The organism is Sporosarcina sp. Marseille-Q4063 (assembly GCF_018309085.1).
GTDB lineage: Bacteria > Bacillota > Bacilli > Bacillales_A > Planococcaceae > Sporosarcina.
Window position 1 is genome coordinate 2,338,251 of the sequence record NZ_CP070502.1, and the last position, 24,555, is coordinate 2,362,805.

At 39.5% G+C, this 24,555-nt stretch carries 26 protein-coding genes; 2 read left to right on the forward strand and 24 right to left on the reverse strand.

Going from position 1 to position 24,555, the window contains the following annotated elements; translation table 11 throughout:
* Positions 1-119: 119 nt before the first annotated feature.
* From JSQ81_RS12165 to rpsF, 20 genes are all read right to left on the reverse strand, one after another.
* Positions 120-854, reverse strand: a complete 735-nt coding sequence (locus JSQ81_RS12165) for a Fic family protein (protein ID WP_212604332.1) — start codon at positions 852-854, stop codon at positions 120-122.
* Positions 855-980: 126 nt separating this feature from the next.
* Positions 981-1,598, reverse strand: coding sequence for an NUDIX hydrolase (locus JSQ81_RS12170; protein WP_212604333.1), 618 nt, complete (start codon positions 1,596-1,598; stop codon positions 981-983).
* 103 nt (positions 1,599-1,701) lie between these two features.
* Positions 1,702-2,202 carry a YehS family protein gene (locus JSQ81_RS12175; protein ID WP_212604334.1) on the reverse strand — a complete coding sequence of 167 codons (501 nt, stop codon included), beginning with the start codon at positions 2,200-2,202 and terminating at the stop codon, positions 1,702-1,704.
* A 96-nt stretch (positions 2,203-2,298) separates the two neighbouring features.
* Entirely contained in the window at positions 2,299-3,489 is a 1,191-nt protein-coding gene (locus JSQ81_RS12180; protein ID WP_212604335.1) for a DUF4317 domain-containing protein, read from the reverse strand.
* Between the two features lie 150 nt (positions 3,490-3,639).
* On the reverse strand, positions 3,640-4,119 hold the full coding sequence (gene rlmH, locus JSQ81_RS12185) for a 23S rRNA (pseudouridine(1915)-N(3))-methyltransferase RlmH (protein ID WP_212604336.1): 480 nt from the start codon (positions 4,117-4,119) through the stop codon (positions 3,640-3,642).
* Positions 4,120-4,198: 79 nt separating this feature from the next.
* Complete coding sequence (locus tag JSQ81_RS12190; protein WP_212604337.1) at positions 4,199-4,363, reverse strand: CxxH/CxxC protein; 165 nt, start codon at positions 4,361-4,363, stop codon at positions 4,199-4,201.
* Positions 4,364-4,702: 339 nt separating this feature from the next.
* On the reverse strand, positions 4,703-5,974 hold the full coding sequence (locus tag JSQ81_RS12195; protein WP_212604338.1) for a S1C family serine protease: 1,272 nt from the start codon (positions 5,972-5,974) through the stop codon (positions 4,703-4,705).
* 107 nt (positions 5,975-6,081) lie between these two features.
* Positions 6,082-6,870 (reverse strand): MBL fold metallo-hydrolase, encoded by a 789-nt coding sequence (locus JSQ81_RS12200; protein ID WP_212604339.1) that lies wholly within the window; start codon positions 6,868-6,870, stop codon positions 6,082-6,084.
* A gap of 1 nt (position 6,871) precedes the next feature.
* Positions 6,872-7,726, reverse strand: a complete 855-nt coding sequence (locus JSQ81_RS12205) for a two-component system regulatory protein YycI (RefSeq protein WP_212604340.1) — start codon at positions 7,724-7,726, stop codon at positions 6,872-6,874.
* Positions 7,713-9,029 carry a YycH family regulatory protein gene (locus JSQ81_RS12210; protein ID WP_212604341.1) on the reverse strand — a complete coding sequence of 439 codons (1,317 nt, stop codon included), beginning with the start codon at positions 9,027-9,029 and terminating at the stop codon, positions 7,713-7,715. The genes JSQ81_RS12205 and JSQ81_RS12210 overlap by 14 nt, the downstream gene beginning before the upstream one ends.
* A complete protein-coding gene (walK, locus tag JSQ81_RS12215; protein WP_212604342.1) occupies positions 9,026-10,852 on the reverse strand; it encodes a cell wall metabolism sensor histidine kinase WalK in 1,827 nt (608 codons plus the stop codon). Before walK ends, JSQ81_RS12210 begins: the two co-directional genes overlap by 4 nt.
* A gap of 5 nt (positions 10,853-10,857) precedes the next feature.
* Positions 10,858-11,568 carry a response regulator YycF gene (gene yycF / locus JSQ81_RS12220; protein ID WP_212604343.1) on the reverse strand — a complete coding sequence of 237 codons (711 nt, stop codon included), beginning with the start codon at positions 11,566-11,568 and terminating at the stop codon, positions 10,858-10,860.
* A 631-nt stretch (positions 11,569-12,199) separates the two neighbouring features.
* A complete protein-coding gene (locus JSQ81_RS12225; protein ID WP_212604344.1) occupies positions 12,200-13,654 on the reverse strand; it encodes a peptidoglycan DD-metalloendopeptidase family protein in 1,455 nt (484 codons plus the stop codon).
* A 346-nt stretch (positions 13,655-14,000) separates the two neighbouring features.
* Positions 14,001-15,353 carry a replicative DNA helicase gene (gene dnaB, locus JSQ81_RS12230; RefSeq protein ID WP_212604345.1) on the reverse strand — a complete coding sequence of 451 codons (1,353 nt, stop codon included), beginning with the start codon at positions 15,351-15,353 and terminating at the stop codon, positions 14,001-14,003.
* Positions 15,354-15,366: 13 nt separating this feature from the next.
* Positions 15,367-15,816, reverse strand: a complete 450-nt coding sequence (rplI, locus tag JSQ81_RS12235) for a 50S ribosomal protein L9 (protein ID WP_212604346.1) — start codon at positions 15,814-15,816, stop codon at positions 15,367-15,369.
* A 5-nt stretch (positions 15,817-15,821) separates the two neighbouring features.
* Positions 15,822-17,795 carry a DHH family phosphoesterase gene (locus JSQ81_RS12240; RefSeq protein ID WP_212604347.1) on the reverse strand — a complete coding sequence of 658 codons (1,974 nt, stop codon included), beginning with the start codon at positions 17,793-17,795 and terminating at the stop codon, positions 15,822-15,824.
* Positions 17,796-17,800: 5 nt separating this feature from the next.
* Positions 17,801-18,742: a YybS family protein gene (locus JSQ81_RS12245; RefSeq protein ID WP_212604348.1), complete on the reverse strand. Its 942-nt coding sequence runs from the start codon at positions 18,740-18,742 to the stop codon at positions 17,801-17,803.
* Between the two features lie 218 nt (positions 18,743-18,960).
* On the reverse strand, positions 18,961-19,197 hold the full coding sequence (gene rpsR, locus JSQ81_RS12250) for a 30S ribosomal protein S18 (protein WP_172370283.1): 237 nt from the start codon (positions 19,195-19,197) through the stop codon (positions 18,961-18,963).
* A gap of 71 nt (positions 19,198-19,268) precedes the next feature.
* Positions 19,269-19,790, reverse strand: a complete 522-nt coding sequence (gene ssb / locus JSQ81_RS12255) for a single-stranded DNA-binding protein (RefSeq protein WP_212604349.1) — start codon at positions 19,788-19,790, stop codon at positions 19,269-19,271.
* A 60-nt stretch (positions 19,791-19,850) separates the two neighbouring features.
* Positions 19,851-20,138, reverse strand: coding sequence for a 30S ribosomal protein S6 (gene rpsF / locus JSQ81_RS12260; protein WP_210471434.1), 288 nt, complete (start codon positions 20,136-20,138; stop codon positions 19,851-19,853).
* 146 nt (positions 20,139-20,284) lie between these two features.
* On the opposite strand from rpsF, the gene JSQ81_RS12265 reads away from it, so the two are divergent.
* A complete protein-coding gene (locus JSQ81_RS12265; RefSeq protein WP_212604350.1) occupies positions 20,285-20,863 on the forward strand; it encodes a DUF3267 domain-containing protein in 579 nt (192 codons plus the stop codon).
* Positions 20,864-20,886: 23 nt separating this feature from the next.
* On the opposite strand, the gene ychF is transcribed toward JSQ81_RS12265, so the two are convergent.
* The 3 genes from ychF to JSQ81_RS12280 all read right to left on the reverse strand — a co-directional run bounded on the left by ychF (position 20,887) and on the right by JSQ81_RS12280 (position 23,163).
* Complete coding sequence (gene ychF, locus JSQ81_RS12270; protein ID WP_212604351.1) at positions 20,887-21,987, reverse strand: redox-regulated ATPase YchF; 1,101 nt, start codon at positions 21,985-21,987, stop codon at positions 20,887-20,889.
* Positions 21,988-22,088: 101 nt separating this feature from the next.
* Complete coding sequence (locus tag JSQ81_RS12275) at positions 22,089-22,283, reverse strand: DUF951 domain-containing protein (RefSeq protein WP_210471437.1); 195 nt, start codon at positions 22,281-22,283, stop codon at positions 22,089-22,091.
* Positions 22,273-23,163: a mechanosensitive ion channel family protein gene (locus JSQ81_RS12280; RefSeq protein WP_249336533.1), complete on the reverse strand. Its 891-nt coding sequence runs from the start codon at positions 23,161-23,163 to the stop codon at positions 22,273-22,275. The genes JSQ81_RS12275 and JSQ81_RS12280 overlap by 11 nt, the downstream gene beginning before the upstream one ends.
* Before the next feature lie 72 nt (positions 23,164-23,235).
* Here JSQ81_RS12280 and yyaC point away from each other — a divergent pair, with 72 nt between their 5' ends.
* Complete coding sequence (yyaC, locus tag JSQ81_RS12285) at positions 23,236-23,793, forward strand: spore protease YyaC (protein WP_212604352.1); 558 nt, start codon at positions 23,236-23,238, stop codon at positions 23,791-23,793.
* Here the strand turns inward: yyaC and JSQ81_RS12290 are convergent.
* On the reverse strand, positions 23,788-24,492 hold the full coding sequence (locus JSQ81_RS12290; protein WP_212604353.1) for a DUF554 domain-containing protein: 705 nt from the start codon (positions 24,490-24,492) through the stop codon (positions 23,788-23,790). The genes yyaC and JSQ81_RS12290 overlap by 6 nt on opposite strands.
* Between the last annotated feature and the right edge of the window lie 63 nt (positions 24,493-24,555).

Consider the following 24,555-nt stretch of genomic DNA (forward strand, 5'->3'; position numbering starts at 1 on the left):
GAATAATCTCCTCGGTAGGTTTGACGGCTAGACAGCTGTACAAATCACCTACTGCATATCCTTTTAAGATGAAAAAAACGCCTACTACTCGATTCAGGATGAGGAATTGGCGTTTTTAATTAGCAACAGTTCACCGCATGTAAATATAAATCCAGTGAAGACTCCACTTCTATCGCAACGAGGTTAATAAAATCATCATAGTTTTCAGTCGTATGCGCTTTATCTAATGCATTGTAATACGCTAAACGATTTTCAACTTTAATAATCACGGGCGGGTATCCCGCTTTCATGAGCTCAAGATTTAGCAGCAACCGCGAAGTTCTTCCATTCCCATCGATAAATGGATGAATGCCTACGAAAATCGCATGTAACATCGCCCCCCGAATAACCGCATGAAGATTTTGCGCTTCATCGTTGTACCAATTCATCAGCGACTCCATTTGTTCTTGAATTTTAAAATGGGCTGGTGGCGTATGTTGTGCGCCTGAAATGTACACTTGTTGATTCCGATAAACGCCTGCATAGTCGTCTTCAATTCCCTTTAAGACAAGACGATGAAGATTTTTAATTTGCCACGCTGTTAAAGGTTCTTTATTTTGAACAATGTCTTCAACATATGAAATCGCATCCCGGTGATTAATCACCTCTAAATGCTCACGCATTGTTTTGCCGCCGACTGTTATACCTTCTAATACTACTTTCGTTTCATTAATCGTTAATGTATTTCCTTCAATTGCGTTGGAGTTATATGTCCACTCGAGAAACAACTTTTCGCGAAGACTTTTCAATGTATATTTGGGTAAAGGGCGCTTACTATCCAACAAACTCTTTTTTTGATCAATTTGTTCTAACATACAGCCACCCCCTATTTCTTTTATTATTTGTACATTATCTTCGACATCCTACAATAAATACCTTCAAGAAGTTTCTGGCCTATTGATCACTGCATTCTTTCACATCAGAGCATTTTAATTTATCATCTACTTTATAACTTCAATAAAATGTTTTAAAATCCGAGCTGTTAGCCCCCAGATTGTGTACTGCTCATAGTCAAAGAACCATTCTTCAATGGTATGCGTTCTCCATTGATATTCGGCACCGTTCGCAATTTTTTCAAAGGGGAAGTTTGCTGAAGGTGCAGGTTCTACAGATACCGAATGCATATACGGCTCATAATTCATTAGCCAATCGACCGGCACTGTAAATATCTCTTCAACCTCTTCAGTGTTATAAGAATGAATAATTTGATCATAGTCTATGACAGCGACAAACGGATAGACAACAAAGGTTGGGGAGGCAATATAAGGGCTCAACCCGCGTGTATGTGTGACCGTCTTTGGATCTATCCCCAACTCTTCATGTGTTTCACGTAAAGCAGCCGCCAATGGGGTTGGATCCGAGGCATCAATTCGACCACCTGGGAAACTAATGTCGCCAGGTTGCCTTCTCATTGAGAATGAACGCACTTCGAAAAGAATATGCCATTCCCCGTTCACTTGGACTAACGGTATTAAAACAGCTGAACGAAACGCGGTGTCCTCTCCTATAAATAGAGGCTGGCTTTTGTTTAGCTGGTTTTTCAGTTTATCTAAGAACACAGAATTCTCCTCATTTCAATGATTATATTAGTACTATCGTATCACTAATAAATTGATGAGTGAAGAAGAATAGAATTGTCGACAAAAATTTATTTTCAGTAAATCAATCCCGGTAACGCATCGCCAATCCCTTCAAAAAGTTTCTAGCATACCGATCGCCGCATTCCTTGTAATTTCGGTGCCCTTCTTTTCTTAGCACCGCGCTTAATTCGCTCTTTGATAAATCAGTCCCTGTGTCACTCAAGATATCTAGCATATCTTCGCTAGTAAGGGTAAGTGCAATTTTTACTTTCTTTAATAAGATATTATTCACGTTTCGATCATTCATCGTCAATTCGACTGGTTTTCCTGAATCAGATGCGCCTCTTTTAAATGTGATTAAACCGTTTAAAAAGGACTCTAACATGTTGTTGTCTAGTTTTTTCTTATAGTCATTTTCTTGAAATTCTTCCTCATCCGCTTCATGACTTTTTACTTTGGATAAAATTGCTTGAACATCATCTTTTGTGATTTCAATGCCGCCTAGTCCGAAAACCTCAACCATTTCAGCATCTTTTAGATCCAACGCATAGCGCAATCTCGTTAAAATATCATTATTATTCATTATGTCACCAAAACCTTTCTAATTTATATTCTTTTTCATTTATGCTTCCCCGCGGCTGTATTACATATTACATCTTTTCAATATACGGATTTAAATCTACTCCAGCAGCTCTTCTGAAAGCAGCGTGAACCCTTCAATCATCGTGTCTTCTTCTACCTCAATCAATAAGCAACGCTTGCCGTTGACATTGACCTGTCTGACGTATCTCAAGTCCTGCGGGCTAATGGCAATATTCGCGACTTTCGTTTGGATTTTAATTGATTTCGACGTATAACTTGGAACGACATGACTTGCTTTCAGTTCGTACGTCTCATCTTCAACCACTCTTTGGAAAGCCCTTTCCACTTTTTCCGTATTCACATCTTCCACACCGCTCGCCTTCAGCACGCGGGTAACCTCTGTCGTATCCAAAGTAGGAATGCTGTCTTCTACCTCTTCATCGTCCTCCACTTCCAACATGCGCTGGATTTCATCATACACGCTTGCAAGGGTTTTTGTATCCACCTCATCACCAACAACCGATTTTACAATCTCCTCAAAAACAGCTTTATCATCGTCCGCTGTCATGATTTCTTCGCCGTTTAACACATTCTCAATAAATTGGTAGTCCGGTTTATTCGCTTTCCCAGCGGCATACAGGATGTGATTGACATCTGCCGCATTGTCCGTGAAACAAGGGAACAAAAATCCGCCAATTGGACTCGTTAGGTTGACGACAGGATCTAGCATCGTAGGTGACTTAAATTCCTTCTCGGTAAAATCAAATACAAGTGACCGTTTCGGTAGGACGGTCTGGTTCATACTACAGAGGATAAAAGGCGTGGTGTACACTTCATCCCGATCGGCGATTTCTTCTTCATCACTACGGCGTTTCGTCGGTTTGAAATAATCGCCGCGAATGAAAGTGATAACCGTGTCCTTTTCATATTGAACGTCTTCGAACATCTTTCCAGCGATGCTTTGCATTGCCGCTTTCCATTCTTCAACATCCTTCGAATGGAGGCTTTCATATAAAAGCTGCTGTGTATGGTCTGTCTGCTCTTCCTCTGGACGCGTGAACTTCACTTCAAAAAGCTTAACACCCAATCTTCCACCTAAAACTTTTTTAAAATTTGTAAGAAACAACTCCTGCTGCTCCATATCTAATAGAGAAAATGATTGACTTTCCTCATGATAGATTTCACTGCTTTCCTGCCTGATATACACTTTGTAAATGTCAGCGATTTTCAGTAAATCAGTTTCCAACTTAAATTGCTTGCGAATCGCTGCAATATCTTTTTTGTTCATTTATAATTCCAACTCCCTTACTAGAATGAGTAGTCATATTGAATCTAAAATCAAAAAGAGCATCCAAAGCCACTGTTTCACTTTAGACGCTCCCTTATTATAGCAATGTTTTTAATGATGACAGAAACATAATCAACTTAGAAACATTATTTACTTATGATAAGGTTCATTTTTCATGATTTTAAAGGCCCGGTAAACTTGCTCCATCAAAATGAGTTTCATCAATTGATGTGGAAACGTCATCTTTGAAAACGACAGGAGTTCATCTGATCTTTTGTAAATCGACTCATGCAATCCAAGCGATCCACCGATTACAAAAGAAACTTTACTTCGACCGTATGTCGCTAGCGACTCCAATCCAGCCGCTAACTCTTCCGAAGTTTTCATCTTCCCTTCAATCGCGAGTGCAATGACATAATCATTTTCACCGATTTTAGCCAGCAGTCGTTCGGCTTCTTTTTTCTTCACGATTTCCATATCCGCATCACTCAAGTTTTCAGGTGCTTTTTCATCGGCCACTTCAATAATACTTATTTTGGCATAAGGTTTTAGCCTTTTACTAAATTCTTCAATGCCCATTTTCATATATTTATCTCTTACTTTTCCCACAGTCGCAATTGTAATGTTCATAAGTTATCCACCCTTTTTTTATTGTTACAAACACATCTTATGCACATATCCACAGAAGTTATCTACATATGGTGCCCGACTATTTGTTCGCCACAACATACAATGCAGACTCTTTACAGTATGTACACTTTGTGGATAACTTCTCAAATTCCGGTACCGCTTTCATTATCGGATAAACTTCTTCTTTTTCGATTAATTCATCAAGTGCTTGATCTATATGCATTTGACAGCTATAAATTTTCAATTGCAACCCAACTTTCACACATTTTCTTTTGTACAAACTTATTCACAATTTCTGATAATTATCCACAATCAAGGAAATCTTGCAAATAAATAGACGGAACAGCCATCACCTTCGCTACTCCGCCTATTTGTGGATAAGTTATTAAAGCCTTTTGAAACTAATCATCAATATGAGACTCTCGCGGAATCAGCGAGACAGCTAAGACCCTGGACTGAGCGCAGCGAGGGAAGCGGCAGGGAAAGATTGAACTTTATCTTTCCGCTCTCCGCGCTCGCCCGCAGGAAAGCGAACGACGGAGCACTAAATCATCTTCAATGATTTTCCTATTTCGATAATCAATTAAAACGAATTCCCATTTTCAAGCGTCATTTCAATCTCAAGCAATTGTCCTTCACGATATACCTTCATCGTCATCTTGTCGCCAACTTCTTTTACATTATACAGATGTTTTCGCAAGGCCACCATATCCTCAATTTTTTCTCCGTCCATTTCAACAATGACATCATAACGTTGAACATCAGCTTTAGATGCTGGAGAATTTGGAACAACTTCATTTACGACAACGCCTTCTGTAACGTCATTCGGTAATTTTAAGATGATCTGTTGCTGTGCAGGAATACTAGACAAATCGATTAATGTAACACCCATTGTCGGACGAATCACTTCGCCGTGCTGTTCTAGTTTTTCTATGATGGGAATCGCTAAATTTATTGGAATGGCAAGCCCGATTCCCTCGACTGTTTCCTGTGATATCTTCATTGAATTAATGCCGATTAACTGACCTGCCAAATTAATCAGTGCGCCCCCCGAATTTCCTGGATTAATTGCCGCATCCGTCTGTAAAACATCCGAATACCAATCAACTACGCCGTCTTGATTGAAATCGATTGGAATTGAACGGTCTTTACCTGAAACGACACCAAGCGTCACTGAACCCGAAAACCCTAAGCCCAGTGGATTTCCGATTGCAATGACGGTTTCGCCTCGTTTTAATGCGTCAGAATCTCCAAACTGAGCAACCGCTTTTACATCGGTTGCATCGATTTCAATAACCGCCAAATCCGTCCACATATCGCCTCCGATGAGTCGACCTTCCGCCTTTGTTCCATCGTCAAAGGTAACCTCAAGCTCTTCTGCACCTTCGACAACATGATGATTTGTAACGATGTATGCTTTTCCATCTTGTTTTTTATAGATAACGCCTGATCCCGTTCCTGTTTCTTTCGTCGTTTCAGACGATGACCAGAAGTCGCGATTCGTCTGTAAATTTGTAACGCCAACGACTGCATCTGTAACCGATTCAACGACTTCCGTAATGTCAGTATTAATATCAACGGATAATCGCTCTTCTTGCATGTCGTTATTTCTTTCACCAGTTTCAGTTAGTACTTTATTCGAGGTGTTTCCAGTGGGAAGTAGAAGCCATACAAGTAGCGCACCGACAACCACTCCAAGTAATCCATAGATAAATCCGCCGCCTCTTCTGGGAGGTCGGGTTTCCCGTTTTAGAGGGCTTTCATATTCTGGTCTTTCTATTTCATGTGAATTTGATTCAGTGTTTTCTAATGATGTTTTTGGTTCATCCTTATTGAATTCGTCCACACGCTTCATCCTTTCTACTCTATCTCTAGTTAAACATACCCTTATTTACTCAAATATAACGAAAAAAACCTTACCAATAAGGGCGTTGGCAACAACTCCCCAGGCAAGGTTTTCCCTCAAACTGGAACTAATTCAGTTGGCTCATCTGCATCCGTGTCAAAAAGATGAACATACTCACCTGCAATGATTCCGCATGTTTCCAACGTTTGCGTAACACTCATCCTCGCTAGGTCTTTCATATTATTATCTTTACTTAAATGAGATAAGTATATTTTTGTTTCTTTCTCAAAAACAACTTCACTCATAGCAACTGCCGCATCTTCGTTTGATACATGACCGACATCACTTAAAATTCGTCGTTTGACAGACCATGGATAACGACCCATTTGCAACATGCTGACATCATGATTGCTTTCGAAAACAAAAGTATCGGCTCCGCTAATTATACCTTTCATGCGATCGCTCACATAACCAGTGTCCGTAATGATCGCAAGCTTTCGATCATTTTGATGAAAGGTGTAAAACATAGGATCCGCAGCATCATGCGAAACCGCGAAAGACTCAACGTCAAGACTTCCAAAGGATTTAACAGTTTCCATGTCAAATTGAAAGCGTTGATCAAGCGGGATTTTCCCAACGAGTCCATCCATCGCTTTCCACGTCTTTTCATTTGCATAAATCGGAGTCCCGTACTTTCTTGCAATAACACCAAGTCCTTTTATATGGTCACTATGCTCATGTGTGACAAATATTCCATCCAAATCTTCCATTGAACGATTAATACTTGCAAAAAGGCTTTCTAGCTTTTTACCACTAAACCCGGCGTCTACTAAAAATCTATGTTCATCATTCTCTATAAATATTGCATTCCCGCTGCTTCCACTTGCGAGTACACTAAAACGCATATCAAATATCCCCTTGATCATCTATTTCCAAGTCTTCAACATTCTCATCTATTTCTGGTTCTTCTAATTCTTCTTTAAACTCGATAACTTTCCCATCCGTGGCATTGACAAAGTAGTTTTCAACTTCTTCATCCTCTAATTTTACACGAACATGCCAAGTCGGTGCAAACACTTGAGTTTTGGTTAATTGAATATGTGTGGAATAACCGAGTGAAATATCCATTACAGTTGAACCTTTTCTCAAGTAATCTTTGGAATACAATGTGTTTATTGCCTCAATCGGCAATAAAATATCTTTTTTCTTATTGAAATTAATAAACTCTCCAAACATACTTTGCTCATAACTAATAATGTTTTCATCTTCATCCCAATGAATGATTAACATTGCGTTTTTGTTGAAAAAGATTGGATAGTCCTCAACCTTTTGAAAAAACGTAGCCTGTCTTTTTTCTTCATCGCGATTCCACAAAACATATTCCTTGCCATTCAACACATGTGATGCAAGAAATTGTGTAAACTGTTCTTCACTTTTCACATCTTTCAATGGATAAGGGACTTCCAACATCGAAATGAGATGAGCTTCATCGATAAACGTAAATTTTTGGTCGGTAAATTTTTTAAGTTTCTCTTCTGGAAATTCGGCTATCTCTGCTGATACATAATATGATTCATCAGGAAACACGGGAAGTTCACCATAAGATATATCTTCTAACCGCAACAATTCTTCAATCGATGTTTCCCCCATTACTTGTAGGCTTTGAGCGTCATTGTAACGATCTAAGTAAAGCGAATAGAGAAAAACATTTAAAATAGAAAATACGACGATAAGAATCGTTTTTGTTTTATTCCAATCCAATCATTTCACCTCCAAAATCTTCTGGTGAAAAGCGAATCCAATTGCCTTTAATTTTATAAAACCATGAAGGTTCTAGCATAAACAAATTCCGATTCATATCGTATTTCATAAAATACCCCGGAATAATTTCCTCGACTAGACTACCATCGATTTCACCTGATTCAATCAACATTTTTGCAACATCAACACCCGATGGAAGGGAGACCGTTTCAGTTTCGGATGGTAAATTGGAATCTAATATATAATAGGGTCGTTTATAACGAAAAACCCGTTCATCTCCCCAAACTTGTTCAATCATTGTTGAAGTAGAATCACTAAAGACAGGCAATCCATGAACGTGAAGTTGAAACCTAACAGTACGGGACAACGGATTCATATTTGTTAATCTGTATTCATTCGACCACCCGCCATGCTCATTAATATAATCAAATACATCGAGTAGCAATTCAGAAGGAATGGATACTTCATTCGTTTTGGCTGTTGGATGGAAATAATCTAGAATCTTCTTATCCGTATTGATAGACATTTGCGCATGATCGTCTTGAAACACCTCTGAGTTTGGCCCTACTTGACTGCGTCGCACTGCATTCGGATCATTAAATAGCGCATTTCTGAAACTTGATGGACTTATACTTTCCTCGTAATACGTATTTCGAATCATCTCCAATTGGTTAACAGGAATCATTAGTAAATGTTCATCATTTGTTTTAACTTCAGTGTATGCTGACAAGTTTTTACCCCTAACTAATAACGTTTGGTTAAACTTCTGCAAATCAGGAACATGAACTTGCGCACTATACCGCCATTTATGCAAACTACTTACAAAGTGCATATCCAACGTCGTATTTAATGAATTCCATTCAACAATTATTCGATCAAACGATGTTTCCGGTGCATCGTCAATTTTAACAATATCTTCAAAGACACGTAGTGGAACTTCAGTGTGATAGTACAAGGTAAAACTATTTCTTTTTTTCAATAACAAATTCAATTTTCCTGCATCAAAGTTTTGATCTTTTAACACGACATTTGATATCGTCCAATTCTTCATGGCTTTTGTAATATGTTCAATTTCAGCCGAATCCGTCGTTCCTGTTAAATTGTCTTCAAAACGGAATATTGACTTATACGGTTTAATAACATCGTCAATGGTAGCCCGATTGGAAATTGAAATATCTACGGTTGGTTTTTGATCAATTGTTTTATAGTTTGGCGTATATGTCCAGATTGAAAAAGTTAAGGTAATACTTAGTGCAATGAGTAAGAAAAGAACAACCGACTTAATTATTTCAACTTGTTTCATTCCCACTCACCACCTTCATCAAGTTCGAACGGCAACGTGAAGAATATTGTCGTTCCTTGTCCTTCTTCGCTCTCCGCCCATATTTCCCCTCCGTGCGCCGCTATCATTTCCTGGGCAATCGCAAGTCCTAAACCCGTTCCTCCCATGGCTCTAGAGCGTGCCCGATCAGCACGGAAAAACCTGTCGAAAATTCGGTTAACGTTTTCAAAAGGGATTCCCATACCATCATCCGAAATCATGACTTTAATGTATTTTTCCAAAACGGAAACACCAAAGTAAACATATCCGCCTTCCGGAGAATATTTTAGTGCGTTTGAAATAATATTATCGATGACTTGTGTCATTTTATCGGTATCAATTTCAACAAACAATTCGATATCCGGAAGAATACGCCTAAAACTTACATTTTGCGATTTAGATAATTCAAATCGATCGATGATAAAGTTGAAAAACACATTAAACTCTACCCATTCCTTATGCAAATCATAATCCCGACTATCCATCCGGGATAATTTCAACAAATCCTCAACAAGTCGTATCATTCTCTCTGTTTCAGTCTGTGTGACGTGCAAAAAAGACGGGGCGATTTCTTTATCTTTCCAAGCACCGTCGGCAAGGGCTTCCAAATAACTACGCATCGTTGTGAGAGGCGTACGCAATTCATGCGAAACATTGGAAACAAATTCGCGGCGCTCCATATCTATTTTTTCCTGTTCTGTATTATCATGCAGTACGACGATAAGTCCATTGACAAATCCGGTTTCCTTTTGCGTTACTGAAAAACTTGCCCGTAAAACATAAGGTCTTTCGGTTGTACTGAAGTCTAGCGCAAGGGATTCCCTAAGCTGTACCAAATCCTCAAAAGTATAATCGGCATCAAGGCTAAGAACGGATGTTATCGGTCTATTTAATACATTGTCTGCGGAAACTCTCAACATTTGAAGTGCTGCATCATTAATGAGTACAACACGACCTTTACGATCTGTAGAAATAACGCCGTCAGTCATATTTTCAAGGACTGATTCAAGTTTTTTCCGTTCGCCTTCGGTCGAAGCTTTTGATTCCTGCAGACGGTTTGTTAAATGGTTAAAAGCGACGGCAAGTTGACCCATTTCATCATTTCCGTATACACGTACTTTCCCAAGAAAGTTTCCTTTTGCCATTTCTTGTGCTTGCCTCCGCATATCGGAAATTGGTCTTGTTATTGTTTGAGCAATAAAAATCCCTAAAATGACTGTAATGGTTAAGGAAACGATTGTTCCGCCGGCAAGGATTTGATTTATTTCATCCATCTGATTAAACACTTTTTCGATATTTGATTTCATATAAAGTGCGCCAATCACTTCATCATTAGCTTTAATTGGAACGACCCAGACCATCACTCGCTTTTGAGTATGTCTATCCAAATTTATTATACTGTCACTTTTAGTCCCAGATGCAATTGTACGTCTTACTAAATCATCCATCGAACGTTGCCCAACCATCGATTGATTGTCAAGTACTGAAGATGCAAGAATTCGATTCCGTGAATTAATGACCTGAATTTCATGAATATCGTCTTGATCGAACCCCGAAAGGACGGTCCGCAAGCTCATTTCGAGTGTCGGATCGCCCTCTGGTCGTTCTTTTAACATTTCTTCACGTACACTAAATTCAACAAGATTCATTCGATCGGCAATAGAAGTCGTAAAGTTCGTAGTCAATGTTTCCTCAAGTTCCCTAGCAAAATAAAGCCCAATAATTTGCATTGCAATTAATATGAGCAATACATAAATGAGAACAAGTTTAACGTGGATAGACCGAAAAAAACTAACTTTTTGCATGCTAGTTACTCCTGTTCTGGATCCCGTAGGTAATAACCGACGCCACGTCTGGTTACAATCCAACCTGGGTGGCTAGGATTATCTTCAATTTTTTCGCGAAGTCGACGAATTGTAACATCCACTGTGCGCACATCCCCAAAATAGTCATAACCCCAAACGGTTTGCAGCAAGTGTTCACGGGTCATTACTTGTCCGACATGCTTTGATAGATAGTGAAGCAGTTCAAATTCGCGATGCGTCAACTCAATCGTTTCTCCGCGCTTTAACACTAAATACGCATCGGGTTGAATAATCAAATTCCCGACTGTAATATTGTTTGTCTCATTTTCGTTTTCTTCCAATTCAACTTTCATATGTCTGCGTAGATTCGCTTTCACGCGAGCAATAAGTTCACGCGTACCAAATGGTTTTGTCACATAGTCATCTGCTCCTAGTTCAAGACCGAGAACTTTATCAATTTCAGAGTCTTTGGCAGTCAACATAATAATTGGAAAGTCATACTTTTTTCGCACTTCACGGCAGACTTCCATACCATCTACCTTAGGCAACATTATATCAAGAAGCATTAAATCCGGCGAAACCTCTTCAACTTTCTGGAGCGCTTCTTCGCCGTCATATGCACAATAAACATTAAAACCTTCTTTTTTCAAATTAAACTCGAGTATATCGGCAATCGGTTTTTCATCATCAACAACGAGAATTGTTTTATTTTGCATGTTTTATCCCTTTCCCGCTCTATTAGCGCCTCTTCTTTGTTCTTACTACTCTATCACTCTTTACAAGCTTTCGCACGTTCTAAACCGCAGTAATCCGTAGTTATTTCTTGGTAATGTGCAGATTAATATGAAGTTGTTTGTTGAAATTCTAAGCTATTCAAGACATCTAGGATTAAGATTTTTCTAAACACCTTCAGTTCATAAGGATGGCTGCACTGATAGGATGGAACTAAGCAACTTTCTTTTTATAATGAAAGTAGTTGATTGGAGTGGAGGGCGGCGACAACAGCGGAATCAGCGAAGTGCGAAAGAGAAAATCACTCTTTCCTTAGCCAAGACCCTGCAAGCCGAACAGCGAAGGGTTCGGTTTGTATAATTTCTGTGGTCTTTACAGAAATTATACAGGATCTTTTTAGCGTAGCGACGAAGCGGCAGGGAAAGATTGAACTGTATCTTTCCGCTCTTGGCGCTCGCCCGCAGGAAAGCGTCCGCCCGTAACGGAAATCAACGTATTAAATAATATCTATTACATGAATAATAGATTGTTCGAGTAACTCCAATATTTTTTGTAAACAAAAAGTACAGAAAGAGAATTACGCATCTCTTCCTGTACTTAAATTTGCTTTAGAATTTATTTTAACACACTCAAAGGATTCACAAGCGATCCATTTTTCGTAACCTCAAAATGAAGATGAACGCCTGTTGAGCGACCCGTTGAGCCCATCACGCCTATTTTAGATCCTCTAGATACCGTTTGCCCAACGCTCACGTCCATCGAAGATAAGTGCGCATACAATGTTCTATATCCATTTTTATGATCAATTTCTATTCGATTTCCGTAGGCTCCGCTCCAACCAGCAGATACGACAACGCCGTTATCTGAAGCTAAAATCGAACGAGATGAAGGTCGAGCTATATCTATTCCGCGGTGCATTCTACCCCAACGCGTACCCATTTTGCTTGATACATAACCGCCCACTGCCGGCCACTTGAACGAACCTTCGCCTCTTGAAGGCATTACTTTTGTTCCGACTACTGTTATTTCATCTTTTGGTTCAACAAGCACTTCTTTTTCAAGCTCATTTTTCCCAATAACTTTTCCATTCAGTTTGATGATTTCTTCAGTAACAACTTTTTCCCCATCAGAACCTTTTTGCGTTACTTTTTTATCGCCCTTATTAAGGGATTTGTCATTTTTAGAAACTTTTTTATAAGAAATCGTTTCTCTTTTTTTCGACTCAAAGTACACTTTAACTTCCACAAGCGGTTCTAAGATTGTTATATTTACTTTTTCTCCAGGCTTTATGACTGACTTGTCATTTAAACCTGGATTGATTTCAAGTAACTTGGCTGTTGCCATACCATGCTTATTGGCAATTTTACCAAGCACATCACCTTTTTGAACTGTATACTCTTTTTCTTCTAAAGTTCCTTTATTTAAAAGTTTAACGGCTTCATCAACAGACAATACTTCTTTCGGTGGCACAACTGCTTCGATTGCTTTTAAGTCTGCATTCATATCTATTTTAGTAATTCGTGTTTCATTTTCTTTTAACGGTGGTATATCTGTAGTAGATTCCTCAAAATCAATCAGTTCCTGTTCGGTAACCGATTGTAGTTTTAACGCGCGAATGACTTCATCATAAGCGGTTTCATCTTTGACGTTGAGTTGCCGCTCTCCGTCAACTTCAATACCGACCGCTTCCGCTTCTACGGATAATAACTTTTGAAGTTTTTCAATGACTACACTATCGTCAATTCCTATTTTGAAAACCCGTTCAGGAACGATTGATAGATCCGTTGTGATTCTAAGTGATAAACCTTCGAATTCTTTAGCTGCTTCATCAAGTTTCAACGACTTTAATTTGTCTAACTCGCTTTTATCTGACAGACCACCAAGATACTCGCCTGCCCAATAAACGTGGTAAATCGTTTGGATATCTTCTTCTTCTGCTGCGAATGTTGCATCTGTGCTAAATCCAGCAAGCAACATTGTAATAATAAGTATTTTCCCGACTAATTTAGACGCAGATTTCTTTAAATTAGGTAGTGAATTCTTATTATCCGTTATTCTATTTGAAAACATATAAATCTCCTTCCATCTTGCCTTCAAGATATATAGAATTTGACTCTAGTAAATACACATTTTTTACACCTTCTATAACTTATCACATCTTTTATTCTAATAGTTGATTTGTCGAGCTTTGTAACGAAAATGTATAATAGCATCCAGTTTTTTGAAGTTAATAGGCAATAGAGTATGTTTTTCGTCTTTTTTCTTCGTTTTTTATATATTTCGACCTATTTCTTTTGTCTTTATTGTCATATTCCCGAATATCTAGAAACAAATAGTTCCATATTTCCACAAAAAAGACACCCCATTAACCAAAATTCCTTGGTTAATAGGGTGTCTTTTAATTGATTGAAAGAGTTTAAAAACCTGCTGGTGAATGTTGACTCCAGTCAACGTTTACAAACTTGTTGTATTCTTTAGCAAAGGCAAGCGTAACAGTGCCGGTTGGACCATTACGTTGTTTTGCGATAATAATTTCTATCATATTCTCATTCTCTGTTTCTTTATCGTAATAGTCTTCACGATATAAGAAGGAAACAATGTCTGCATCTTGCTCAATACTTCCTGACTCCCTTAAGTCAGACATCATTGGACGCTTGTCTTGTCGTTGTTCCACGCCACGTGAAAGCTGGGATAATGCAATTACGGGTATTTCCAATTCTCTCGCTAATCCTTTTAATGAACGCGAAATCTCAGAAACTTCTTGTTGTCGGTTTTCACCGGATCTTCCGCTTCCTGAGATTAGTTGTAAGTAATCGATGATTACCATTCCAAGACCGTGTTCTTGTTGAAGACGGCGACACTTTGAACGAATCTCGTTAACTTTAATACCCGATGAATCATCTATGAAAATACCAGCGTTTGAAAGACTTCCCATTGCCATCGTCAATTTACGCCAATCTTCTGCTTGAAGGTCGCCTGTCCGCATGATTTGAGCATCTATATTGCCTTCTGCGCAGAGCATCCGCATAACTAATTGGTCGGCACCCATCTCCAAACTGAAGATCGCTACGTTTTCCGTCGTTTTTGTCGCGACGTTTTGAGCTATGTTTAAGGCAAATGCCGTCTTACCGACAGACGGACGTGCTGCAACAATGATTAAATCGTTTCGCTGGAATCCTGCAGTGATTTTATCCAAGTCAGTAAATCCTGTTGGAATTCCCGTAACATCACCTTTTTGAGTGTGAAGAAGTTCGATATTGTCATACGTCTGTACAAGCACATCTTTAATATGTTTGAAATCTCCCGCATTCTTACGATTTGAGACTTCCATCATATTCTTTTCAGCCTCGGCCAGAAGCGCTTCTACTTCATCTTCACGCGTAAACCCATCTTCAACGATTGTCGTCGCAACCCGGATGAGTCTGCGAAGTAATGCCTTTTCCTCTACGATATTGGCATAATGGACAATATTCGCCGCAGTCGGAACCGAGTTTGCAATTTCCGTTAAATAAGAAATACCGCCTACATCTTCTAACTCTTTTTTGGCTGAAAGTTCTTCTGTAACAGTTACTACGTCAATTGCCTGTCCCCGGTCACTTAGAGTTATCATCGTATAAAAAATCTTTTGATGTGCCATCCGGTAAAAATCTTCGGGCGCTAACACTTCAGCAGCTGTTATTAACGCCTGTGGCTCTAGGAATATTGCGCCGATGACCGACTGTTCCGCTTCGTTATTATGTGGTGGAATACGATCGATCATCTCATTCATTTCCCATATCTCCTTAAGATTCCTCAGTCACATGTACTTTTAAAGTTGCTGTGACTTTTTGATGAATTTTGATTGGAATATTTGTAAACCCGAGTGAACGAATTGGCTCAGGTAGTTCCATACGGCGACGATCGACTTTAATGCCGTGAGCTTTATTCAATTCGTCTGCAATTTGTTTTGACGTGATGGAACCAAACAAACGCCCGCCTTCTCCTGATTTAGCTTTCATTTCAACTGTAACTTTTTCAATGTTATCTTTTAATACCTTTGCTTCTGCTAATTCTTCAGCCGCATTTTTCTCTTCACGTTTTTGTTGCCCTTTTAATTTGCTTAAATTTGCCGGCGTTGCTTCAATTGCAAGGTTGTTTTTCAGTAAGAAGTTTTGAGCATAACCAACTGAAACGTCCTTTACATCGCCTTTATTTCCTTTACCTTTAACATCTTTTATAAAAATTACTTTCACTATAATTATCCCCTTTCCACTTCCATTTTATTTTCGATTATTAATTTTAATTTTTCTATGGCTTCTTCGATAGTATCTACATCTAATTGGCAGGCCGCATTCGTTAAGTGTCCGCCGCCGCCGAGTTCTTCCATTATGACTTGGACGTTGATCTCGCCAAGAGAACGGGCGCTAATGCCGATTTTTCCATCTGCACGTAATGCAACAACAAATGAAGCGGAAACATCTTGCATGGCCAGTAAAATGTCAGCAGTCTGTGCAATAAGAACAGATCCATAAACTGCATTTTCGTTTCCTCTGGCAATGACAATTCCTTTTTCCATCCACTCAGCGGTTTCAATAATTTTTGCTCGTTCCATATAAGTGTCTATATCCTCTTTTAACAAGCGTTGAACGAGAACGGTATCCGCACGGTTTGTTCGAAGGAATGACGCCGCCTCGAAGGTTCTAGAACCCGTACGAAGTGTGAAACTTTTTGTATCAACGATGATGCCTGCAAGAAGCGCTGTAGATTCTAACATCGTTAATTTTTCATGCTTCGGTTGATATTCAAGCAGTTCCGTGACAAGTTCTGCAGTGGATGATGCATACGGCTCCATATAGACAAGCATCGTATTATTGATAAACTCCTCGCCGCGACGATGGTGATCAATCACGACAACTTTTTCCGTCTTATCCAGTATGCGTTCATCAATAACCATGCTTGGTTTATGCGTATCCACAACAATCACAAGCGATTGTTCAGTAAGCATTGATAATGCATCATCCGGCTCGATAAACTCCGAATACAATTCTTCGTCTTGGCGTATTTCATGCATTAAGCGCGTAACGCTCGCGTCGAGTTCATCGTAGTTAATGACGACGTAACCATCCACGTTATTCATGCGCGCCATCTTCCGTACGCCGATTGAAGCGCCAATCGCATCCATATCCGGGAATTTATGTCCCATGATAAAGACTTTATCACTATCTTGTATTAAATCGCGCAGTGCATGCGAGATGACTCTTGCACGGACTCTCGTTCGTTTTTCGGCTGGATTTGTTTTTCCTCCGTAAAACTTAACTTTGCCATCAAGTTGCTTTATCGCCACTTGGTCGCCGCCGCGCCCCAATACTAAATCAAGACTCGACTGCGCAAGTTCACCAAGCTCGATAAGGGATGTTGAGCCTGTACCTACCCCAATACTTAATGTCAACGCAGTGCTTTGTTCTTCCGTTGCCTCGCGTATATCATCCAGAATTGAAAATCTAGCTTTTTCTAGAAGTCGAAGAGAAGCTTCATTGAAAACCGTTAAAAATCGGTCCGATGCAATTCGTTTTACGTAAACCCCGTTTTCTTTTCCCCACTTTGTGACAAGTGAAGTGACAAGTGAATTCAACTGGCTTCTTGTCTGGTCGTCCATTGCTTGGGAAAGTTCGTCATAGTTATCAACGAGTAAAATTCCTAGAACTGTTCGATCTGCATGATAAAGTGTTTCAATAGCCAGTTGCTTCGTGACATCAAATAAATAAATCAGTTTTTCTTCTGCATTGTAAGATACTTTATATGATTTATCGTTCACGGACAGGGTCTCCCGCTCGTCTTCATCATGGTCTACAATCGAATATAACTCACTCGAAAGCTCACCCAATTCCATTCCAATCAGCGAATTCAACTCGAATATATTAGAGGCATAAGGATTCGCCCACTCAATTCCTTTTTTATCATTTATGAGTATAATTCCGATTGGTAGTTCGAGAAGTGCTTCTTCTCCTACCTTTTTCATGCGATAGGAAAGTGTTTGAATATGTTTTTCAGTTTCCAGATAGGTCTGTTCTTCTACTTTCCATGCAATTCCAATCGCGATCGTAAACAGAACAGAGAAAATTAGCCCTGGCCAAAATTGAAACATAAGTAAAAACACTGCCGCCATCAATCCCAGAAGCGACAACACAGCCAATGGATAGCGTATGGATCTTTTCCTAAAAAAAGAGGTCATTGTCGTCATCTCCTAGTTTTGTTTCTCCCGATCCATGTCCGAATATTCATACCTACATCAAGTACACCGAGTAAAACTGTTAGTTGACTTAATAATATGGCAACAACAGTTGAAATGACAATCAACCATTTCGGTAATTTCACTTCATTCAAATAGTAATGAAGAAATGAAATCCCTTGGATAAAAAATAAAAACCTTAAAATTACTGAGGCGTTCACGACTGTCAGTTCCATAGTAGACCCTTCTGCCGGTGCTGCCAATAAAGGCAATAGCATCACAACTAAATAACACCATAAAAGAACTACTGGCAACTTCATGTTTCTAAACAATGGGAACCTGGGTGGATTATATCCAAATCGTTTTACGACGAACAGGTTAATAACAACGATGAGAAAAGCCAAACTAAAGGAAACAATAATAATAAAAGATGGAATGGCCAGTTCATAAAACGCAATTACTTCGTCCATTTGAGATTGAAAATTTTCAGGCAGTTCCCCGTATTCCACCAAAGTTGTAGAAATAAATTCTTGCGTTTTCTGCAGTCCGCTAGTCATTTCGTCAATAACATTAACGCCAAAGAGTAGTACAGCCGAAACATATGTTAAGACGAGGCTAAGTAATAGTGTTAGGCCAGTTGCCATGAACGTATACAATTTGGTTTTTTTCAGGCTAACTGTATCCCCGATGATAAATCCAATCGCGCCCAATATTAGCGCAAAAGGCACTAGTAATACCCCGCCCACCAAGGTTGATAAAAGCACACTAATTCCTAGTATGAGAAGAGATGCATTACGGTCATAACGTAACCTGAAGAGAATAATTGGTAGTGGAATGAAAAGTGCCGTCAATCCGCCTACAAGCGGAAGATAAATTGAAACGGTCAGTAAGATTGTAAATAACGCAACCATAAACATTCCGTCTTTAATTCGTTTTGAGTTGTCTTGCATAATTGTAATTCCTCCGATAATTCGTATGCTTATTTTTCTATTTTTTTGCGCAAACGGATCCCGATTTATAAATCTAAGTCATAACTTTAATTATATCATGATTATTGTTTATAAACCAAAGAAGAATGTACGTTCTCATAGTGATTCATCCGGCATAAAGTTAAAAAACCGTCCTAGACTGGATTAAGCCAGTGTAAGACGGTCTATATTGTGTAAGATTATCTTTCTTCCGAGCTAAACGGAAGAAGTGCCATCGTACGTGAACGTTTAATCGCAACTGTAAGTTTACGCTGATACTTAGCGCTAGTTCCAGTTACACGACGAGGTAAGATTTTTCCACGCTCAGAAACGAATTTTCTAAGTAGGTCTGTATCTTTATAATCGATGTGTGTAATGTTATTTGAGTTAAAATAACATACTTTACGGCGTTTGCGGCCTCCACGGCGTTGTCCCATATCATTTACCTCCTTGGTAAAAGGAATAATCGTGTATTCCTTGTTTTAAGTTAGGTACAATCGCTGATTATTTAGAACGGCAAGTCGTCGTCCGAAACTTCTATCGGACCTCCGCCTGTCGAAAATGGATCATCGTTTGTACGTGTATAGTTTTGCTGATTTGGTTGGTGATTCGATTGCTGATACGCTGGCTGTTGTTGTTGAGCGCCACCTTGGAACGATGCTCCTTGATAAGGTGCATTCGAACCTTCTTCGGACCTTCCAGCATTCGCACCGCGCGGTTCAAGGAATTGTACGCTATCCGCGACAACCTCTGTCATAAAGACACGATTGCCATCCTTACCTTCAAAGTTACTCGTCTGTATACGACCTTCAATTCCAGTAAGGCTACCTTTCCTTAAAAAGTTCGCCGTGTTTTCTGCTTGCTTGCGCCAAGTTACACAGTTAACGAAATCAGCTTCACGCTGACCTTGTTGGTTAGTGAATGGTCTGTTCACAGCGAGTGTGAAACGAGTGACCGCCACACCACCTTGTGTATACTTAAGCTCAGGATCTTTTGTTAAGCGGCCAACTAAAACGACACTATTAATCATCAGAATTCGACCTCCCTCATCATCTTGTAGGTTTCAGCTGTTACGTCATCTATAAATAGATTAAGCATCAAGGCGAATAGCCATATGGCGAATAATGTTTTCGTTAATATTCGCAAGACGTTTAAATTCTTCGAGTGCATTTTCTTCAGCATTAAGCGTCACGAGTTGGTAATAGCCTTCACGGAAGTCGTTGATCTCGTAAGCGAGACGACGTTTACCCCACTCTTTCGACTCGATGATTTCTGCACCATTTGATGTAAGAACCTCATCGAAACGTTCGATTAGCGCTTTTTTTGCATCTTCTTCAATTGTTGGTTGCACAATGTACATAATTTCGTATTTTCTCATCTTTAGTCACCTCCTTATGGACTTTGGCCCTGCTGATGACAGCGGGCAAGGAGCAAGTAATTGTATTACTCACATCAATACATACTACCATGATTCTATCTAATATACAACCTTTTATACTATAATTGAAATGAGGTGACTATTTTATGAATGAACTTCCGACACCAGATAAAATTGTTGATGTCGATTTGAGCACGATTGCCAAGAAAGGTCTTTACCTGACAACTATTCCGCTAGCCATTTTGTTGCTTATTCATTTTCTAATTGAAGGGTTTTATTTCAAATTAACCGGCTATACCTTGCTATTGTTTTTTGGCGGTTATATCGTTTTGGTCATCTTGCACGAATTTTTTCATTTATTCGGATTCCGCGTATTCGCAAACGTTCCGTGGAAAAGAATGAAAGTGGGCATTGACTTCAAAGCAGGCATTGCCTATGCCACAACAGATAAGCTCATGACGAACCGTGCGATACGTAAAGCACTTCTACTTCCGTTCTGGTTAACTGGTATCCTCCCAGCCCTCATTGGCCTTTATATCAGCAGTGGCGTCCTTGTTATATTATCTGCACTCTTAATTGGCGGAGCTGTTGGTGATTTCGCTATGTATAACCAACTGAAGAAGTTACCCGATGATTGGCTCATAAAAGACGATCCCCAATTGCCGCGTTTATATGTTTATTCTCCTGAAAAAATTAAAAAGAAACCTTTACGCTACGATAGCTAGCGTAAAGGTTTCTTTTATGACGTTTATACGTTAAAGCGGAAGAGGATTACGTCCCCGTCTTGGACAACATATTCTTTTCCTTCTTGTCGGACTTTCCCATTTTCTTTTGCCACAGTCATCGAACCTGCTTCGACTAAATCATCATAAGCAACTGTTTCAGCACGGATAAATCCTCTTTCGAAGTCTGTATGAATAATCGCAGCACATTGCGGCGCCTTCATCCCTTTACGGAATGTCCATGCACGAACCTCTTGAACACCTGCTGTGAAGTAAGTTGCGTAACCAAGTAGATTATAAGTCGCTCTGATTAACTGATCCAATCCGGATTCCCTGATACCAAGTTCTTCGAGGAACATTTCTTTATCCTCATCATCAAGCTCAGCCATCTCTTCTTCTATTTTCGCACAGACAACAATAACTTCTGCGTTATCTGTTTTAGCGAAATCACGCACTGCTTTTACGTAGTCATTTTCTTCAGTATTGGCAATTTCATCTTCATCCACGTTTGCTACGTATAGCATCGGCTTGATTGTCAATAAGTTCATGCCTTTAATAAGGAAAAACTCATCATCGGTAAATTCGATTGAACGTGCTGGGCGTTCATTTTCAAATGCGTCTTTCAGCTTCAAAAGTACCGGCTCTTCTAACATGGCTTCTTTATCTTTTTGTTTCGCCATCTTGGACACGCGCTCTAACCTTTTATCGACACTTTCCATGTCAGCCAGAATCAGTTCCAAGTTAATAATCTCGATATCATTAATCGGATTAACCTTCCCTGATACATGTGTAATGTTTTCATCCGCAAAACAACGGACAACCTGACAAATCGCATCCACTTCACGAATATGGGATAGAAACTTATTCCCGAGTCCTTCCCCTTTGCTCGCGCCTTCTACAATTCCTGCAATGTCAGTAAATTCGAAAGCCGTCGGAACGGTCTTTTTCGGTGTTACAAGTTCCGTCAGTTTCGTAAGTCTTTCATCCGGCACTTCAACGATTCCGACGTTGGGATCAATCGTACAGAACGGATAGTTCGCGGCTTCTGCTCCCGCTTTTGTAATCGCGTTAAATAATGTGGACTTTCCGACGTTGGGAAGACCGACAATTCCTGCTGTTAATGACATTAAAGTCAACTACCTTTCATCTATATCAATTCTTATTAGTTTATAAAATCCAACCCTTCTAGTATAAGGACTAGGTTTATAAATGTCCATTTCCTCAAGTGTCAGACAGCTTTTTCAATTACCTTTTTCATTTTCTTCGCAAATTCATTTCGCGGCATCATAATGCTATGTCCGCAACCTTCACATTTAATACGAATGTCCGCGCCCATGCGAATAATTTTCCACGCATTCGTTCCGCAAGGGTGTTGTTTTTTCATTTCAACAATATCATTTAAAGCAAACTCTTTATTGTTCATCTTCACTGATCCCCTCTTTCCTTTGATAAGTCATAATTGTAGGATATGGAATTTCGATGCCATGTTTATCTAAAAAGACCTTTAAATCTTTTCTGAATTTACGAGCAAACGCCCATTGCATAACAGGCTCCGTCTCGGCAGTAACTCTAAAGACAATTTCGGAAACTGCAAGATCTTGAACACCGATCAAAGTGGGCCTATCGATTAACCCTCCATACCCTATCGGCAATGTTGTTAAAAATTCCTCTAATAATGTTTCTGCCCGGTTAATATCCACTTCATAGCCGATTCGTACATCGATGATTGCAAGCGAGTTATTAATTGAGTAATTAATAACTTGAGTAATATTACCGTTCGGAAGGATATGGATTTCCCCGCCGTAAGCACTTATTTTCGTTGTACGAAGCCCAATCTCTTCGACAGTTCCCATCGTCGTGCCGATTTCTACATAATCTCCGACTGAAAATTGATCTTCAAAAATAATGAAGAATCCTGAAATGATATCTTTCACCAAACTTTGAGCTCCAAAGCCCACAGCCAAACCAAGAACCCCTGCACTTGCTAACAAACCGCTTATATCCATAAACTCCGACAGAATTGCAAGGATTGCCGAGAAATAAACAACATAAGCAAGTGTATTTTCCAACAACTTCAACAGCGTTTTTTCACGCCGCTCAGAAGGACGAAGTGGTGTTTTTATTTTCAACGTAAACATTCGTCGAATTATCATTTTACCAATCGCAACGACAATCATCGCAATTACCACAATAACCGCAATTTTAATCGCTAAGAGTCCTAACTCAACCCAAGTTTCCCGGTTAAATAAAAACTTTCCGACTTTCTCTGCTTGCTCTTTTGCTTGCTCTTCTACTTCCTCCACATAACTCCTCCTCTCGTATAATCATCATTCAGTTTGCATATACTTATTTAAAAATTGAAATGGAGAGTTCACATGAGAGCCACAGCTACAACAACATATGATTACCGTATTCATTATAAAGATTCAGGTGCTATTTGGAAATTAAGTACGTTTTTCCTTGAACATATTCCATTTCATAGCCCAGATCTTATTTTTTTCTGCATCGGTACTGACCGCTCCACTGGAGACGCTTTAGGACCGCTCACAGGGTCGAGGTTAACAGAGTTTCAGGCTTTCCCCTTTCCCGTATTCGGGACACTTGAAAGCCCGCTACACGCACTTAATTTGGAGCAACGGAATAAAGACGTCATCATTGAAAACCCGAATGCTTACATAGTTGCGATTGATGCCTGCCTTGGAAAGGAAAGCTCAATTGGACAACTTATCGTTCATGATGGTTCAATGCTGCCCGGACTAGCTGTTGGAAAAAACTTGCCCGCGGTCGGTAATGTATCCATTAAAGGAATTGTTAACATTAGCGGGTTCATGGAATACGCGGTTCTCCAAAGTACGCGCCTTCATCTTCCTTTTGAAATGAGTCGGACAATCGCCCGCGCTTTACAGCTTGCCTACAATCGTTCTAAATTATAAAACATAAACAATTGAAACAACAATTGCTACGACTATAATACCCGGGATTAAATTAGCAACTCTAATTTTAGTAATACCGATAAGGTTTAAACCAATCGCCAAAATCATAAGTCCACCTGTCGCAGTCATTTCCGATATAAAAAAGTTTAACAGCTCATCCGGAATATACTTACTGATTTGCGTTGAAAATAGCGTGATAATACCTTGATATAAAAATACCGGAACCGCTGCGATGGCAACCCCTATTCCAAGCGTTGAACTTAATATGATTGAAGTGAAACCATCGATAATGCCTTTCATCAAAAGTACATCATGATCATTTCTCAACCCGCTATCGATAGCGCCGATAATCGCCATGGATCCGATGACAAAAATGAGTGTAGCCGTTACAAATCCCTGTGCAACTCCAGGGCCGTCTTTTTTGGCAGGCATCTTACTTTCAATCCAATGGCCTAACTTATTTACTTTTTCATCAAGGTCAATCCATTCTCCAATGACAGCGCCCACTACTATACTTACGATAACGATGAGAACTTGAGTACTTTCAAAAGTCATTTGGATCCCGATAACTGAAACCGCCAAACCAATGCCGTACATGACGGTTTCTTTCATACGTTCAGGTATATTATGTAGGAATCTACCAATTATTGCTCCGATAATAATTAATAACGCATTTATGACTGACCCGAATAATATCAACTAATCACTTCCAATTAATAAATTAAAAAGATACCTATTCCGCATTTCGCAAAATAGGTACTA

Coding starts and splice junctions, on each gene's coding strand:
- JSQ81_RS12165 (WP_212604332.1), bottom strand. CDS start 854: ATGTTAGAACAAATTGATCAAAAAAAGAGTTTGTTGGATAGTAAGCGC.
- JSQ81_RS12175 (WP_212604334.1), bottom strand. CDS start 2,202: ATGAATAATAATGATATTTTAACGAGATTGCGCTATGCGTTGGATCTA.
- JSQ81_RS12180 (WP_212604335.1), bottom strand. CDS start 3,489: ATGAACAAAAAAGATATTGCAGCGATTCGCAAGCAATTTAAGTTGGAA.
- rlmH (WP_212604336.1), bottom strand. CDS start 4,119: ATGAACATTACAATTGCGACTGTGGGAAAAGTAAGAGATAAATATATG.
- JSQ81_RS12195 (WP_212604338.1), bottom strand. CDS start 5,974: ATGAAGCGTGTGGACGAATTCAATAAGGATGAACCAAAAACATCATTA.
- JSQ81_RS12200 (WP_212604339.1), bottom strand. CDS start 6,870: ATGCGTTTTAGTGTACTCGCAAGTGGAAGCAGCGGGAATGCAATATTT.
- JSQ81_RS12210 (WP_212604341.1), bottom strand. CDS start 9,029: ATGAAACAAGTTGAAATAATTAAGTCGGTTGTTCTTTTCTTACTCATT.
- walK (WP_212604342.1), bottom strand. CDS start 10,852: ATGCAAAAAGTTAGTTTTTTTCGGTCTATCCACGTTAAACTTGTTCTC.
- yycF (WP_212604343.1), bottom strand. CDS start 11,568: ATGCAAAATAAAACAATTCTCGTTGTTGATGATGAAAAACCGATTGCC.
- JSQ81_RS12225 (WP_212604344.1), bottom strand. CDS start 13,654: ATGTTTTCAAATAGAATAACGGATAATAAGAATTCACTACCTAATTTA.
- dnaB (WP_212604345.1), bottom strand. CDS start 15,353: ATGAATGAGATGATCGATCGTATTCCACCACATAATAACGAAGCGGAA.
- JSQ81_RS12240 (WP_212604347.1), bottom strand. CDS start 17,795: ATGACCTCTTTTTTTAGGAAAAGATCCATACGCTATCCATTGGCTGTG.
- JSQ81_RS12245 (WP_212604348.1), bottom strand. CDS start 18,742: ATGCAAGACAACTCAAAACGAATTAAAGACGGAATGTTTATGGTTGCG.
- rpsR (WP_172370283.1), bottom strand. CDS start 19,197: ATGGGACAACGCCGTGGAGGCCGCAAACGCCGTAAAGTATGTTATTTT.
- ssb (WP_212604349.1), bottom strand. CDS start 19,790: ATGATTAATAGTGTCGTTTTAGTTGGCCGCTTAACAAAAGATCCTGAG.
- rpsF (WP_210471434.1), bottom strand. CDS start 20,138: ATGAGAAAATACGAAATTATGTACATTGTGCAACCAACAATTGAAGAA.
- JSQ81_RS12265 (WP_212604350.1), top strand. CDS start 20,285: ATGAATGAACTTCCGACACCAGATAAAATTGTTGATGTCGATTTGAGC.
- ychF (WP_212604351.1), bottom strand. CDS start 21,987: ATGTCATTAACAGCAGGAATTGTCGGTCTTCCCAACGTCGGAAAGTCC.
- JSQ81_RS12275 (WP_210471437.1), bottom strand. CDS start 22,283: ATGAACAATAAAGAGTTTGCTTTAAATGATATTGTTGAAATGAAAAAA.
- yyaC (WP_212604352.1), top strand. CDS start 23,236: ATGAGAGCCACAGCTACAACAACATATGATTACCGTATTCATTATAAA.